This is a genomic window from Caballeronia sp. M23-90 (assembly GCF_053574605.1).
The window spans coordinates 1-14,878 of record NZ_JBSIPA010000124.1 but is presented as its reverse complement, the minus strand read 5'-3'; the positions used below and the strand labels follow the sequence as shown (position 1 = coordinate 14,878).

The window sequence follows — 14,878 nt, the reverse complement described above, 5'->3', positions numbered from 1 at the left end:
TACGCTGCCCCCCGCGCCGCTCGCCGCGCTGACGAGCACCGTCTCACCCGCCTTCGGTTCGATGATCTTGTTCAGCCCAAGCCACGCCGTCACGCCGGGCATGCCGACCGGGCCGAGATAGGCTGAAAGCGGAATATGGGTATCGTCGACCTTGCGCAGACCCTTGCCGTCCGACGTGCCGAATTCCTGCCAGCCATAGGTTCCGACGACCTTGTCACCGACTGCAAACTTCGGATTCTTCGATTCCACCACCTCGCCCACGGTTCCACCGATCATCACTTCGTTGAGCGGTTGCGACGCGGCGTACGATTTCGAATCGTCCATTCGGCCGCGCATGTAGGGATCGAGTGAAAGGTAGTGGTTGCGCACGCGTAGCTGACCGTCGGCCAGCGGTGCAAGGGGCGTTTCAACGAGCTTGAAGTTATCTACGCTTGCCGCGCCTTGCGGGCGCGAGACAAGCAGAACCTGACGATTGATTGCGGCGTTTTCGGACATCGTGATACTCCTGTTCGGTCTATGGTCGGGCCCTGCGGATCAGGCGTCGCTTGGACCGGGTTTCGCCGACGGGTCTGATCGAAGGCGTTGCTGTGCAATGTCGCGCCCGACTGCAAGCCGGCGCATGTATTTGAAAGTACCAAGTGCCTTGGCGACGAAATGCCCTTCGCTGTCGCGGATTTCGCCCTCGCAATACGCCATGGTGGTGGACCGATGCAGCACGCGTGCGAACGCTCGAAGCTCGCCGCGGCCCGGTTGCATGAAGTTGACTTTCATTTCGACCGTAACTACGCCGATACCCGTGCCCGCAAGGCTGCGCGCGGCCATTGCAAGAGCGACATCGGCGAGTGTCATGGTGACGCCGCCGTGCGCGATGCCCCACGTGTTCATGTGCGTGGCGGTCAGCGGCAGCAAAACTTCGCTCGCGCCGTCTTCGGCGCAGATGAGCTGGACTCCGAGCGAGTCGACGAACGGACTTTCAGGAAGCGCGAAGGAGTCAGTCATGAGATCAGACTTCATAGTCGATGCATTGACGCGATTCCCGCACCGCCGCCACGAAGTCCTTGATTGCCACGTGCTTGGGATGGACCTGATATGCGTGCAGCGCTTCCTTGTTATCGAAATCCGAAACGAGGATTACGTCGCACGTGGCTTCGTAGCCGTCCTGCGCCACGCCGACTTCGAAGTGTCCCTGCCCTGAAACGATGCTGCGGCAGCTTTCGAGCTTGGCCTTCAGCTTGACGATGTTCTCAGCGCGCGTGCCGCCCTCGGCGCTTTCCTTTAGTTTCCACATGACGATGTGTCGTAACAACTTGATCACCTTGGTTCGTTAGCGTTTGCGGGTTCTTGCTCAACGCATAAAATTAACAGATTCCGATGTTCATGGCGTGGACGCAAAAACCTGCGACGCGCTGGGTAACAACAACGCAGCAATAACAACGCAGCAATAAAAAAGCCACCCATCGGTGGCTTGTTCTGTGTTCCGTGTCCGACTCAGCCAAAGCGATGTGAAACCATCCTGGCGCTTGTGTCCTTGACGTCGTTGAAATGACGTGGCGTAGAAGGCACAAGACTCTTTTTTTGTCCCGATGAGTTCGCGCGCCATTTTCAATGCGAAATCGACGGCTGCGCGACTCTGTTCGTGCTCAAACCCCACCCGTAGCGATTATCCCACGTTTCGCCAGCGCCCTACAGCCGGTTGCCCGGGTTAAACCCCAGCCAACCGCCCGCCTACACCACTTCAAACAACCCCGCCGCGCCCTGCCCGCCGCCGATGCACATCGTCACCACGACGAACTTCGCGCCACGCCGCTTCCCTTCGATCAACGCATGCCCCGTCAATCGTGCGCCCGACACGCCATACGGATGCCCCACCGCAATCGCCCCGCCGTTCACGTTCAATCGATCCGCCGGAATGCCCAACGTATCGCGGCAATACAGCACTTGCACGGCGAACGCTTCGTTGAGTTCCCACAGGTCGATATCGCTGACCTTGAGGCCGGCTTTCTTCAGCAGCTTCGGCACGGCAAACACCGGTCCAATACCCATTTCATCCGGCTCGCAACCCGCAACGGCGAAGCCCCGGAAAATCCCGAGCGGCTTCAACCCTTCCTTTTCGGCTACCGATGCATTCATCACCACGCAAGCCGATGCGCCATCGGAAAACTGGCTTGCATTGCCCGCCGTGATCACGCCACCGGGCATCGCGGTGCGAATCTTCGATACCCCTTCGAGCGTCGTATCGGCGCGAATGCCTTCATCGGAGGAAAGCGTGACTTCCTTTGTGGACACACGGCCCGTGGTTTTATCGGCGATACCGGCAAGCACCGTGATCGGCACGATCTCGTCGTTGAACTTGCCCGCAGCTTGAGCGGCGGCCGCGCGCAACTGCGATTGCACGCCGTACTCGTCCTGGCGTTCCTTCGATATTTCATAGCGCTTCGCGACGTTCTCGGCGGTCTGCAGCATCGACCAGTAGATGCCTGGCTTATGTTCCTTCAACCAGCCATCGAAGAGCATGTGCTGGTTCATCTCGTTCTGCACACACGAAATCGATTCCACACCGCCGGCCACATAAACGTCGCCTTCGCCGGCAATCACGCGTTGCGCCGCGAGCGCGATAGTCTGCAGCCCGGATGAGCAAAAGCGGTTCACGGTCATGCCCGGCGTGCTCACGGGCAGTCCCGCGCGCAACGCGATCTGCCGTGCGATGTTCATGCCCGTCGCGCCTTCCGGATTCGCACAACCCATGATCACGTCTTCCACACGCGCCGGGTCGATGCCCGCGCGCGCCACTGCCGCCTGCGTCACATGACCGCCGAGCGTCGCGCCATGCGTCATGTTGAATGCGCCGCGCCAAGATTTGGCGAGACCCGTGCGTGCCGTCGATACGATTACCGCGTCAGTCATTCCTGTCTCCACTTCGAATACGAATAATGTTGATGTTGATCACTACGGGCGTAGCTACGGGCGCAGCAGATCCGCCGAGACGATCCGCTCCACGCCTGCCGCCGCCATCTGCGCCCACGCGCGTTCCAGCGATCCGTTCAGATTGATCGCGCGGCAGGCATCGTCGATGACGACCGCTTCGAAGCCTGCGCTGCGTGCATCGAGCGCGGACCACCCGACGCAATAATCCGTCGCCAGTCCGCAGCAGAAGACGCGCTTCACACCCGCATCGCGCAGATAACCCGTGAGGCCCGTCGGCGTGACGCGATCGGCTTCCATGAAGGCCGAGTAACTATCGACGCCCACATGGTGGCCCTTGCGGATAACGAGCCGCGCATGCGGCACATGGAGATCACGATGCAACGCCGCGCCTTCGGTGTCCTGCACGCAGTGCGTCGGCCACAAGACCTGCTCGCCGTAGTGAAGCGTGGTCATGTCGAAAGGCGCGCGGCCCGCGTGATGCTCGGCAAACGAAATATGCTTCGCCGGATGCCAGTCCTGCGTCACGACGACATGCGAAAACGCGTGCGCAAGCTGGTTGATCACGGGCACGACTTCATTGCCGTGAGCGACGGCCAATGCGCCGCCCGGCATGAAATCATTCTGGACATCGATCACGAGAAGGACTTCGTCTGCGCCTTTCATTGATGCCTCGCTTTACGGTTTTCAGCTATTGAAACCACGGCCGGCGGCCGCCAGTCCGGTCACGCTCGCCGCAGGCTTCCATGCATCGCCATTGGGCTGCGCGGCGTATTTGCGCATCGCACGTTCGACGTTGTAGAGGCCGATCGTGTCCGCATACAACATCGGGCCGCCGCGATGCAGCGGGAAACCGTAGCCCGTCAGGTAGACCATATCGATGTCCGATGCCTTCGACGCAATCCCCTCATCCAGAATCAACGCGCCTTCGTTCACGAGCGCGAGGACGAGGCGTTCGACGATCTCATCGTCCGAAATTTTGCGGCGCTCGACGCCTTGTTCCTGCGAATACGCAACGATCATCTCGTCCACGATTTTCGACGAATGCGCCGTCCGGTCACCGGCCTTGTAGTCGTACCATCCCGCGCCGGTCTTCTGGCCGAAGCGCCCCGTCTCGCACAAACGATCTGCGATCTTCGAATACTTCAGGTCCGGCTTCTCCTGATAGCGCCGCTTGCGAATCGCCCAGCCAATGTCATTGCCCGCCAGATCGCTCATGCGGAATGGTCCCATCGCAAAGCCAAACTTTTCGATCGCGCGATCGACTTGCGCCGGCAATGCGCCTTCTTCGAGCATGAACAGCGCCTGACGCAAGTACTGCTCGATCATCCGGTTGCCGATAAACCCGTCGCACACGCCCGACACCACCGCCGTCTTCTTGATCTTCTTCGCGAGCTGCATGACGGTGGCGAGCACGTCCTTCGATGTCTTCGCGCCACGCACGACTTCGAGCAGCTTCATCACGTTGGCCGGGCTGAAGAAATGCATGCCTACGACGTCTTCGGGGCGCTTGGTGAACGCGGCAATCTTGTCGACATCGAGCGTGGAAGTATTCGATGCCAGGATCGCGCCCTTCTTCGCCACTTGATCCAGTCTGGAGAACACCTGTTCTTTCACGCCGAGTTCCTCGAACACCGCTTCGACGATGAGATCGGCGTCCTTCAGGTCCTTATACGCGAGGGTCGGCGTGATCAGCGCAAGCCGTTCTTCGAGTTTCTCCGCCGTCAGCCGGCCTTTCTTCACAGCGCTTTCGTAGTTCTTGCGAATGGTCGCAAGACCGCGGTCAAGCGCTTCCTGTTTCGTTTCGAGCAACGTCACCGGCAATCCGGCGTTGATGAAGTTCATCGCAATACCGCCGCCCATCGTCCCTGCGCCGATCACGCCGATGCGTTCGATCTTGCGAACGGGCGTGTTCGACGGCACGTCGGGAATCTTGCTCGCCGCGCGTTCGCCGAAGAATGCATGGCGCAAGGCGCGGCTTTCGGGCGTCTGCACGAGCGCCACGAAACACTCGCGCTCGACCGCCAGGCCCTTGTCGAAGCCGAGCTTTACGCCGGCCGCGACTGCATCGATACATTTAAGCGGCGCCGGAAAATTCTTCGCCAGCGGCGTGACCATGTTGCGCCCGAACTGGATGAACCCTTCCGCGTTCGGATGCTCGATCTTGCGCTCACGAACCAACGGATGCGGCCCGTTTTGCGCCCCGGCTTCTTGGGCGAACTCGATGGCTGCGTCGAGCAGGTCGCCTTCGGCCATCTGGTCGAACAAGCCCGATCCGGCGAGTTTCTCCGACATCACCGGCGCGCCGGAGACGATCATGTTCAACGCGGTTTCGAGACCCACCGCGCGCGGCAGGCGCTGCGTGCCGCCGGCGCCCGGGAGCAAACCAAGCTTGACTTCAGGCAACGCGATCTGCGCGCCCGCCGAAGCAATCCGATAATGCGCGCCCAGCGCAAGCTCGAGGCCCCCGCCCATTGCGACGCTATGGATCGCGGCCACGACGGGTTTCGGGCTGGCTTCCACGACCTTGATGACCGTATGCAGCGTCGGTTCCTGCGTGGCCTTCGGCGTGTTGAACTCGGTGATATCGGCGCCGCCGGAGAACGCCTTGCCCGCACCGATCAGGACGATGGCCCTGACCGACGCATCGGCCTGCGCTCTTTCGATGCCTTCGACAATGCCAAGCCGCGTGGAGAACCCGAGGCCGTTGACCGGCGGGTTATTCAGCGTGATGACGGCGATGCCGTCGCGGGTCGTGTAATCCACTGCCATTTCGTCTTCCTCCATTCGATGCGCCATCTATCTTCCGGCAAAAATCCGGAAGGCGCTGATTCGCGTGATGCTGTGATTGTGATGCTTTGGATTTGAGCCACCCGGCAAGAATACACAAAAACGAACGCTCGTTCAATTTTGTTATTACGGGATGGCGGAGATGGAAGGCGGGAAACAGGAAACAGGAAACGGGCTGCGCGGCGGCAGCCCGCTGAATGGCGGGCTAGTCGACGCTTTCACCGACCGTCGGCAACACATGCTCCCGATACATTTCGCGCAACCGGAGCTTTTGCAGCTTGCCCGTGGCCGTGTGCGGAAGTTCATCGGCGAAAACAACGTCGTCCGGGCGCCACCACTTCGCCACCTTGCCGTCGTAGAACGCGAGCAGTTCCTCGCGCGTGACGGTTGCCTCAGGACGCAGCACGACCACGATCAGCGGCCGCTCTGTCCACTTTGGGTGCGAGCACGCAATGCACGCGGCCTCGGCTACCTGCGGATGCGACATCATGATGTTTTCCAGATCGATCGAGCTGATCCACTCGCCGCCTGACTTGATCACGTCCTTGCTGCGATCGGTGATGTGCATGAAACCGTCGGTATCGATGGTCGCGACATCGCCGGTGGGAAACCAGCCATCGACGAGCGGCGAATCGTCCTTCCGGAAATACCGGTCGATCACCCACGGCCCGCGCACGTAGAGATCGCCGAATGATTTGCCGTCCCAGGGAAGTTCGTTGCCGTCATCGCCGACGACTTTCATGTCGACGCCGAACATCACATGGCCCTGCTTCTCGCGCAGATGGCGTTGTTCTTCTGGCGAGCGCTGGCGTTGCTCCCAGTTGAGCTTGGCGAGCGTGCCGAGCGGCGACATTTCCGTCATGCCCCAGGCATGAATGACCTCGACGCCATAATCGTCCTCGAACGTGCGCAGCATCGCCGGCGGACAAGCCGAGCCGCCAATGACCGTGCGCTGCAACGTATTGAAGCGCACGCCAGCCTGCTTCACGTAGTTCAGCAAACCCAGCCAGACGGTCGGCACGCCGGCCGAGTACGTCACGCCTTCGGCTTCCATCAGTTCGTAGAGCGATTTTCCATCGAGACAATTGCCGGGCAGCACGAGCTTCGCGCCAACCAGCGGCGCCGCGTGCGGAATGCCCCATGCATTGACGTGGAACATCGGCACGACGGGCAAGATCGAATCGCGGCAGGAACAGGCCATGGCGTCGGGAAGCGCTGCGCCGAAGGCATGCAGGACCGTCGAGCGATGCGTGTACAGCGCGCCCTTCGGATTGCCGGTCGTGCCCGATGTATAGCAGAGAAACGATGCCGAACGTTCATCGAGCATGGGCCATTCGTAGTCGCCATCGTGTTTCGCGAGCAGCGTTTCGTAGCTCGTGACGGGCGTGGCCATATCGGCGAGATGGGTGCTGATGCACGCTTCGTCGCCGAGAGCGATCCAGCCTTTCACGTTCGGACACTGCGGCGCGATGATGTCGACAAGCGCCGTGAAGGTCATGTCGAAGGCGACGTATTCGTCGTCGGCGTGATTGATGATGAACGCGATCTGGTCGGGGAAAAGCCGCGGGTTGATGGTGTGGCAGACCGCGCCCATACCGGTCACGCCGTAATAGCACTCCAGATGACGATACCCGTTCCACGCCAGCGTGCCAACGCGCTCGCCCGGCTGCACATTCAGCCCGATCAGCGCCTGCGCAAGCTGCTTCGCGCGTTTTTCGCAATCGCGCCAGGTGTAGCGATGAATGTCGCCTTCAATGCGGCGCGAAACGATCTCGGTAGCGCCGAAATGGCGGGAAGCATGGGAAATCAGCGATGAAGCGAGTAGCGGTACATCCATCATCTGGCCTAAAAGCGGCGACGTCATGGGCAAGTTCCTCACAAGTCCGGATGCACGGGATTTGATGCTGGGTGTTTCTTGTTGAGTGTTTCTCGACTAAGCAATATCTGATTTTGTCTCAAAGCCAACGCGGATAAGGCTAAGAGCGGGCTCCAGCAGCGGCGCGGGCGCGGATTTACAATATCGGTTAACCATGAGGTGCTCAATATGTCGTTTTCCCCAAGCGGTATGGCTGTCAGTGCCGCTGCAGAAGCCGAATTGACGGACTCGGATGCGACCTCGGATGCGAGTTCGGGACCGGTAAGCAAGCTGATCGGATCGATCGAAACCGACCGGCGTGATTCATTCGTCGCGCTCGGCTCCGCGTTCCTCACTCGCCTGCCCGCCTCGCCCTTGCCCGCGCCCTATCTGGTCGGATTCTCCGCCGATACCGCTGCCGAGCTCGGCTTCAATGTCGGCTTGAACTCGACTCACGCGCAGGATCCGGCGTTTATCGACTATTTCACGGGCAATACCACGCGCGATCTGCCCGCCGATGAGCTGCCGTATGCATCGGTTTATTCGGGCCATCAGTTCGGCGTCTGGGCGGGACAGCTCGGTGACGGACGCGCGATGGGCCTTGGCGAGATCGAACATGACGGCAAACGGCTCGAACTGCAGCTCAAGGGCGCGGGACGCACGCCATATTCGCGCATGGGCGACGGCCGCGCGGTCCTGCGTTCATCGATCCGCGAATATCTCTGCTCGGAAGCCATGCACCATCTTGGCATTCCGACCACACGCGCCTTGTGCGTCACGGGATCGGACCAGCCGATACGCCGCGAGACCATGGAGACGGCGGCCGTCGTGACGCGTGTCGCGCCGAGTTTCGTGCGCTTCGGGCACTTCGAGCACTTCTACACGAACGATCGGCTGGACGAATTGCGCAGGCTCGCGGATCACGTCATCGACCGGTTTTATCCGCAATGCCGCGAAGCCGATGACCCGTACCTCGCGCTCCTCGGCGAAGTCACGTTGCGCACCGCCGACCTGATGGCGGACTGGCAAGCCGTCGGTTTTTGCCACGGCGTGATGAACACGGACAACATGTCGATCCTCGGGCTGACGATCGACTACGGGCCGTTTGGGTTTATCGATGGCTTCAACGCCAATCACATCTGCAATCACTCGGATTCGCAGGGCCGGTACGCGTATAAGATGCAGCCGCAGATTGGCTACTGGAACCTCTTCTGTCTTGCGCAGGCGCTGGTGCCGCTGTTCGGCCCGCAATATGGCGAGGACGTGCGCACCGAAAAAATCATCGAGGATGCGCAGCGTGTCCTGGAAGGCTTCAGGGACCGGTTTGCACCGGCGCTCGAACAGCGTATGCGCGCGAAACTCGGCCTGGCCGAAATCCGGGACGGCGATGACAAACTGGCCAATCGCCTCTTCGAAGTCATGAACGCGAATCGCGCCGATTTCACACTGACGTTCCGCAACCTTGCGAAACTGCGCAAGGCAAATGCTTCCGGCGATGCACCCGTTCGCGATCTGTTCCTCGATCGCGACGCTTTCGATGTCTGGGCGAACGAGTACCGGCAACGTTTGTCGGAGGAAACACGCGGCGACGAAGAACGTGCCGCGGCCATGAACGCCGTGAATCCGAAATTCATCCTGCGCAATCATCTGGCCGAGAATGCCATTCGCCTTGCAAAGGAAAAGGATTTTTCGGAAGTCGAGCGGCTGGCACGGGTGCTGCGCCATCCTTTTGATGAACAACCCGAGTTCGAAGCCTACGCCGGACTGCCGCCCGACTGGGCAAGCGACCTGGAAGTGAGTTGTTCTTCCTGAAACCGCCCCCAAATACCTGAGCCGGATATCAAAGCCGCTCTACCGCTCTGGAGATAAATTATGAACCGAGACGACCTCACGAAGGAACCCGCTGCACCGCTGCAGAAAGACGACGCCACGTACAAGAAGGAGCTGACCGATATCCAGTACCAGGTCACGCGCCACGCCGCCACCGAGCGGCCGTTCACAGGCGAATACTGGGATCACACGGAACGCGGCATCTATGACTGCGTGTGCTGCGGCACGCCGCTGTTCGAATCGGACACGAAATTCGACGCCGGGTGCGGCTGGCCGAGCTACTTCAAGCCCATCAACGGCGAAGTCATCAAGGAAAAGACGGATCGCGCGCACGGCATGCTGCGCATCGAAGTGCAATGCAATAACTGCGGCGCGCATCTGGGCCACGTTTTCGAAGACGGCCCGGCGCCAACCGGCCTGCGCTACTGCATCAACTCGGCTGCGCTACAATTCGAACCCAAGTAAGTACAAGGGCGGCTTACTCCGGTAAGCCGCCTTTTTTCTGGCCACTGTCAACGCTTTTTCAGTGGCTGCTTACTAACGGTCACCCTAAAAACGCGCGCGTCGTTTCGTGCCGGCTCCGAATCCGATTCGATCCCGGGCACGTCCGCCGCACGTGCGCTTCCAATTCGATGCCCCTCCCCGTCCCAACGACATGAAATTTCTGTTCGATCTGTTTCCGATCCTCCTCTTCTTCGTCGCATTCAAGATCTGGGGCATCTACACCGCCACCGCGGTCGCGATTGTCGCCACGCTGGTGCAGATTGCATGGGTCGCGTTCCGGCATCGCAAGGTCGATCCCATGCTGTGGGTGAGCCTGGGCGTCGTGGTCGTGTTCGGCGGGGCAACGCTCGTGCTGCATAACGATACGTTCATCAAGTGGAAACCCACCGCGCTTTACTGGCTTTTCGCCGGCGCGCTGATCGTGTCACAAGGCATCTTCAACAAGAATCTCATCGAGGCGATGATGGGCAAGCAGATCGTGCTGCCGCATCGCGTGTGGGGCCAGTTGAATCTCGCGTGGGCCGTGTTTTTTGCGATCCTCGGCGTGGTGAACCTGTTCGTGGCCTACAACTACACCACCGACCAATGGGTCAACTTCAAGCTGTTCGGCGCGACCGGGTGCTTGCTCGTTTTTATCGTCGCGCAGAGTTTGTGGCTCGCGAAGTACATGAAAGAGGATGAAGGCAAATGAGCGATCCGACCTCCACAGATGACTTCGTCAACGCGTCCGCCGAAGGCAAGATCGCGCACCTTGAAGCGCGGCTGAATGCGGCGCTTAACGCGCAATCCGTTCATATCGATGACGACAGCGCAGCGCATGCCGGGCACGCCGGGGCGTCGGCAGGAAGCCACTATACGGTGACCATCGTGGCCGCCGGATTCGCCGGGAAGCCACGCGTGGCGCGGCACCGGCTAGTGTATGATGCGCTGGCCGACGAGATGCGGCGAGGCATTCACGCCCTTGCCATCAAGGCTTACACGCCTGAAGAATTCGCAGACCAGTTCGAATAGCCCTCGGGGTTGCTGCGGACTTACGTGTTCGAGACACCTTCAATTCATTCCAGAATTTCCAGCCCTCGTCCTGATCAGGAACCATCTATGATTCTAAAAAACCCCCGTATTTGGGTATTGCTGGCCGCGTTCGCGGCAGCGCCTGCTTTCGCTCAGAACATTGCCGTGGTCAACGGCACGCCGATTCCCAAATCCCGCGTCGACGCCCTCGTCGCGCAACTGGTCCAGCAAGGCCAGCAGGACACGCCGCAATTGCAGGCGGCTGTGCGCCAGGAACTGGTCAATCGCGAAATCCTGATGCAGGAAGCGGCCCGCCGCGGTATCGCCACCCGTCCCGACGTGAAGGCGCAGATCGCAGTGGCCCAGCAAACGGTGGTTTTGCGTGCGTTGATTGAAGACTATGTGAAGGCCAATGCGCCGACGGATGCCGAGATCAAGGCGCGTTACGACGACATGGTCAAGCAGGCCGGTGGCGGCAAGGAATATCACCTGCATCACATCCTGGTCGATAACGAAGCGCAGGCGAAGGATCTGATCGCGAAGATCAAGGGTGGCGCGAGCTTTGAAGACCTGGCGAAACAGTTTTCAAAGGATCCAGGATCGGGCAAGAACGGCGGTGACCTGGACTGGTCTAGCCCGCAGGCCTACGTGCCGGAGTTCGGTGCGGCCGCTGAGAAGTTGAAGAAGGGTGAGATGACGGATACGCCGGTGAAGACGCAGTTTGGCTGGCACATTATCCGTCTGGACGACGTGCGCGATGTCGCTCCGCCGCCGCTCGAGCAGGTGAAGGCGCAGATTGCGCAGCAGATCCAGCAGGAGAAGCTGGCTGCGTTCGAAGAGGATTTGCGCAAGAAAGCGGTTATCAAGTAACAACGTTTTAGTGCAGACGTAAAAAAGCCGCTCGATGATTTTCGAGCGGCTTTTTTTTGCTGCGCCTTAACCCACCCAGCGCCGCGCGTTCTGGAACACACGCAGCCACGGGCTGGCATCGGCGGTCCAGTCGTTTGGCGTCCAGCTCATCTGCACATTCCTGTGCACACGCTCCATGTGCGGCATCAGCACCGTAAAGCGCCCGTCCGGTGTGGTCACCGACGTAATGCCCTCCGGCGACCCGTTCGGATTGAACGGATACCGCTCGGTCGCGGCACCCTGGTTATCGACAAAGCGCATTGCGACCAGGGCGTTCGACTTGTCGCCCTGCTGCGAGAAATCTGCAAAGCCTTCACCGTGCGCAACGGCGACCGGAAGCCGCGAACCTTCCATTCCGGCAAAGAAGATCGATGGCGAACTCTGCACTTCAACCGATGAAAACCGCGCCTCGAACTGCTCCGATTTGTTGCGTGTGAACTTGGGCCATGCGTCGGCGCCAGGAATCATCGATGCAAGGCTGCTCATCATCTGGCAACCATTGCAGATGCCCAGCGCAAAGGTATCCGTGCGGCCGAAGAACTCGGCGAACATGTCGGCGAGACGCGGATTGAACCGGATCGTCTTGGCCCAGCCTTCGCCTGCACCCAGCACGTCGCCATACGAGAACCCGCCGCACGCAACCGCACCCGCGAAGTCCGCCAGCGTGACTCGCCCTTCCAGCAAATCGCTCATGTGAACGTCATGGGTGTCGAACCCTGAACGATCGAACGCGTAAGCCGTTTCCAGATGCGAATTCACGCCCTGCTCGCGCAGGATCGCGACACGCGGACGCGTACCCTTGCCAACGAACGGAGCCGAGACATCCTGCGCCGGATCGAAGGTGAGAACCGGCGAAATGCCCGGATCGTTTGCGTCGAGCAACGCGTCGTACTCGGCGTCGGCGCACGCGGGGTTGTCGCGCAACCGTGCAATGCGCCAGCTCACTTCGCTCCACGCGCGCTGTAATTCATGGCGCGGCGCATCGAAGACCTTCTTCGCGTCACGATAGATCTCGATGACGTCACGATCGTTCGGCTTGCCGATGACTTCCGAACACGCAGACAGTCCATGTTCGCGCAACGCGGCCAGCACGGCATCGCGCTCTGACAGACGGACCTGGATCACCGCACCCAGTTCCTCGGAGAACAACGCACGAATGGTGCGGTCCTCACGACGTCCACTGGTCTGCTTCGCCCAGTCCTTGGCATCGCCGTAATCGGATTCGTGGGTCGGATCGAGGATCAGCATGTCCACGTTCATCGATACACCCACGTGTCCCGCGAATGCCATTTCGCACACGGTCGCCCACAGGCCGCCATCGGAACGATCGTGATACGCAAGCAATTTGCCCGCCGCGTTCAGCGATTGAATGACGTTGAAGAAACGCTTGAGGTCCTCGGCGTCATCAACGTCAGGTACAGCGTCGCCAATCTGCTGCGTGACTTGCGCCAAAATGCTCCCGCCAAGGCGGTTCTTGCCGCGGCCGAGGTCGATGGAAATCAGCACGGTATCCGTGCCACGCTGCAATTGCGGCGTGAGCTGACGGCGCACGTCTTCGACCGGCGCGAACGCCGAGATGATCAGCGACACCGGCGACACGACTTCCTTCGCCACGCCCGTTGCGTCCTGCCACTTGGTGCGCATCGACAGCGAATCCTTGCCCACCGGAATGCTGATACCGAGCGCCGGGCACAACTCCATGCCGATGGCCTTCACCGTGTCGAACAACGCTGCGTCTTCGCCTGGACTGCCGCATGCGGCCATCCAGTTGGCGGAGAGCTTCAGCTTGTTCAACGATTCGATGGGCGCCGAAGCAATGTTCGTCACAGCTTCGCCGACGGCCATGCGGCCCGACGCGGGCGCGTTGATCACGGCCAAAGGCGTACGCTCGGCGATGGTCATCGCCTCGCCGCGGAAGCCGGCGTAATCCATGGTCGTGATTGCGCAATCGGCGACGGGCACTTGCCACGGGCCGACCATCTGGTCACGCGCCGTCGTGCCGCCCACCGACCGGTCGCCGATGGTGATCAAGAACGACTTGCTGGCGACTGTCGGGTGCTTCAACACGCTCACCGCGACCTCCGACAACACCAGGCCGGTTACATCGACGGGTTCGAACACCAGCACTTCGCGCTTGACATCGCGATGCATCTTGGGCGTCTTGCCGAGCAGGACTTCCATGGGCATGTCGACGGGTTCGAGCGCCTGATCGGCGTTCTTCTCGTCGTCGATCAGCTTGAGCTGGCGCTCTTCTGTCGCAACACCCACGACAGCGACCGGACAACGTTCACGCGTACAGATGGCTTCGAAGGCCGGCAGGCTTTCCGGCGCGATCGCCAGGACGTAACGCTCCTGCGCTTCGTTCGACCAGATCTCGCGCGGCGACAAGCCCGACTCTTCCAGTTGCACGCGGCGCAATTCGAAACGCGCGCCCTTGTCGGCGCCATCGACCAGTTCGGGGAATGCATTCGATAACCCGCCCGCGCCCACATCGTGGATGCTCAGGATCGGGTTCTGCGCGCCCAACTGCCAGCACGCATTGATGACTTCCTGCGCACGCCGCTGGATTTCCGGGTTGCCGCGCTGGACGGAATCGAAGTCGAGTTGCGCGGTGTTCGCGCCGGTCGCCATCGAACTCGCGGCGCCCCCGCCCATGCCAATCCGCATGCCCGGGCCGCCGATCTGGATCAGCAACGATCCCGCCGGCAGATCCATCTTGTGCGTGTGCTGGTCCGAGATATTGCCGATACCGCCCGCGATCATGATCGGCTTGTGATAACCGCGCACGCGCCCTGCGGCGTTCTGTTCATATGCGCGGAAATAGCCGCCCAGATTGGGCCGGCCGAATTCGTTGTTGAACGCGGCCGCGCCGACGGGGCCGTCGATCATGATCTGCAACGGCGAAGCAATGCGCTCCGGCCGTCCATACGGTTCGTTATTGTCCGAGGGGTTGCGCTGCGGCACCGGCACGGCACTGTCGCGGGCGTTTTCCCATGGCTGGCGTGCATCGGGCAGATCGAGGTTGGAGACCGTGAAGCCCGCCACACCCACATCCGT

Annotated in this window: 12 protein-coding genes and 1 pseudogene; 5 read left to right on the top strand and 8 right to left on the bottom strand. The window is 60.7% G+C overall.

Annotation, left to right across the window (positions count from 1 at the left end; translation table 11 throughout):
- The 7 genes and pseudogenes from ACRXB1_RS14720 to ACRXB1_RS14690 form a co-directional block, all read right to left on the bottom strand.
- Positions 1–495 (bottom strand): annotated as a pseudogene (locus tag ACRXB1_RS14720) (NADP-dependent oxidoreductase); the annotation flags it as partial.
- A 39-nt stretch (positions 496–534) separates the two neighbouring features.
- Positions 535–999, bottom strand: a complete 465-nt coding sequence (locus ACRXB1_RS14715) for a PaaI family thioesterase (protein WP_061999345.1) — start codon at positions 997–999, stop codon at positions 535–537.
- 4 nt (positions 1,000–1,003) lie between these two features.
- Positions 1,004–1,306 carry a Dabb family protein gene (locus tag ACRXB1_RS14710; protein ID WP_062000840.1) on the bottom strand — a complete coding sequence of 101 codons (303 nt, stop codon included), beginning with the start codon at positions 1,304–1,306 and terminating at the stop codon, positions 1,004–1,006.
- A 419-nt stretch (positions 1,307–1,725) separates the two neighbouring features.
- The gene (locus ACRXB1_RS14705; protein ID WP_449492394.1) at positions 1,726–2,904 is read right to left on the bottom strand and encodes an acetyl-CoA C-acyltransferase; all 1,179 of its coding nucleotides are present in this window, start codon (positions 2,902–2,904) and stop codon (positions 1,726–1,728) included.
- Between the two features lie 54 nt (positions 2,905–2,958).
- The gene (gene pncA, locus ACRXB1_RS14700; RefSeq protein ID WP_174364030.1) at positions 2,959–3,588 is read right to left on the bottom strand and encodes a bifunctional nicotinamidase/pyrazinamidase; all 630 of its coding nucleotides are present in this window, start codon (positions 3,586–3,588) and stop codon (positions 2,959–2,961) included.
- A gap of 21 nt (positions 3,589–3,609) precedes the next feature.
- Entirely contained in the window at positions 3,610–5,694 is a 2,085-nt protein-coding gene (locus ACRXB1_RS14695; protein ID WP_449492395.1) for a 3-hydroxyacyl-CoA dehydrogenase NAD-binding domain-containing protein, read from the bottom strand.
- A gap of 223 nt (positions 5,695–5,917) precedes the next feature.
- Entirely contained in the window at positions 5,918–7,576 is a 1,659-nt protein-coding gene (locus ACRXB1_RS14690; protein ID WP_075359682.1) for a 3-(methylthio)propionyl-CoA ligase, read from the bottom strand.
- A 180-nt stretch (positions 7,577–7,756) separates the two neighbouring features.
- On the opposite strand from ACRXB1_RS14690, the gene ACRXB1_RS14685 reads away from it, so the two are divergent.
- From ACRXB1_RS14685 to ACRXB1_RS14665, 5 genes are all read left to right on the top strand, one after another.
- A complete protein-coding gene (locus ACRXB1_RS14685; RefSeq protein WP_449492393.1) occupies positions 7,757–9,379 on the top strand; it encodes a protein adenylyltransferase SelO in 1,623 nt (540 codons plus the stop codon).
- Positions 9,380–9,439: 60 nt separating this feature from the next.
- Entirely contained in the window at positions 9,440–9,862 is a 423-nt protein-coding gene (gene msrB, locus ACRXB1_RS14680) for a peptide-methionine (R)-S-oxide reductase MsrB (protein ID WP_061999340.1), read from the top strand.
- A 190-nt stretch (positions 9,863–10,052) separates the two neighbouring features.
- A complete protein-coding gene (locus ACRXB1_RS14675) occupies positions 10,053–10,592 on the top strand; it encodes a septation protein A (protein ID WP_056353215.1) in 540 nt (179 codons plus the stop codon).
- A complete protein-coding gene (locus ACRXB1_RS14670; RefSeq protein ID WP_061999339.1) occupies positions 10,589–10,912 on the top strand; it encodes a BolA family protein in 324 nt (107 codons plus the stop codon). The genes ACRXB1_RS14675 and ACRXB1_RS14670 overlap by 4 nt, the downstream gene beginning before the upstream one ends.
- A gap of 87 nt (positions 10,913–10,999) precedes the next feature.
- A complete protein-coding gene (locus ACRXB1_RS14665; protein ID WP_061999338.1) occupies positions 11,000–11,782 on the top strand; it encodes a peptidylprolyl isomerase in 783 nt (260 codons plus the stop codon).
- 66 nt (positions 11,783–11,848) lie between these two features.
- On the opposite strand, the gene purL is transcribed toward ACRXB1_RS14665, so the two are convergent.
- Positions 11,849–14,878, bottom strand: a 3,030-nt coding sequence (gene purL / locus ACRXB1_RS14660) for a phosphoribosylformylglycinamidine synthase (protein WP_449492392.1), incomplete at its 5' end; no start/stop codon positions are given.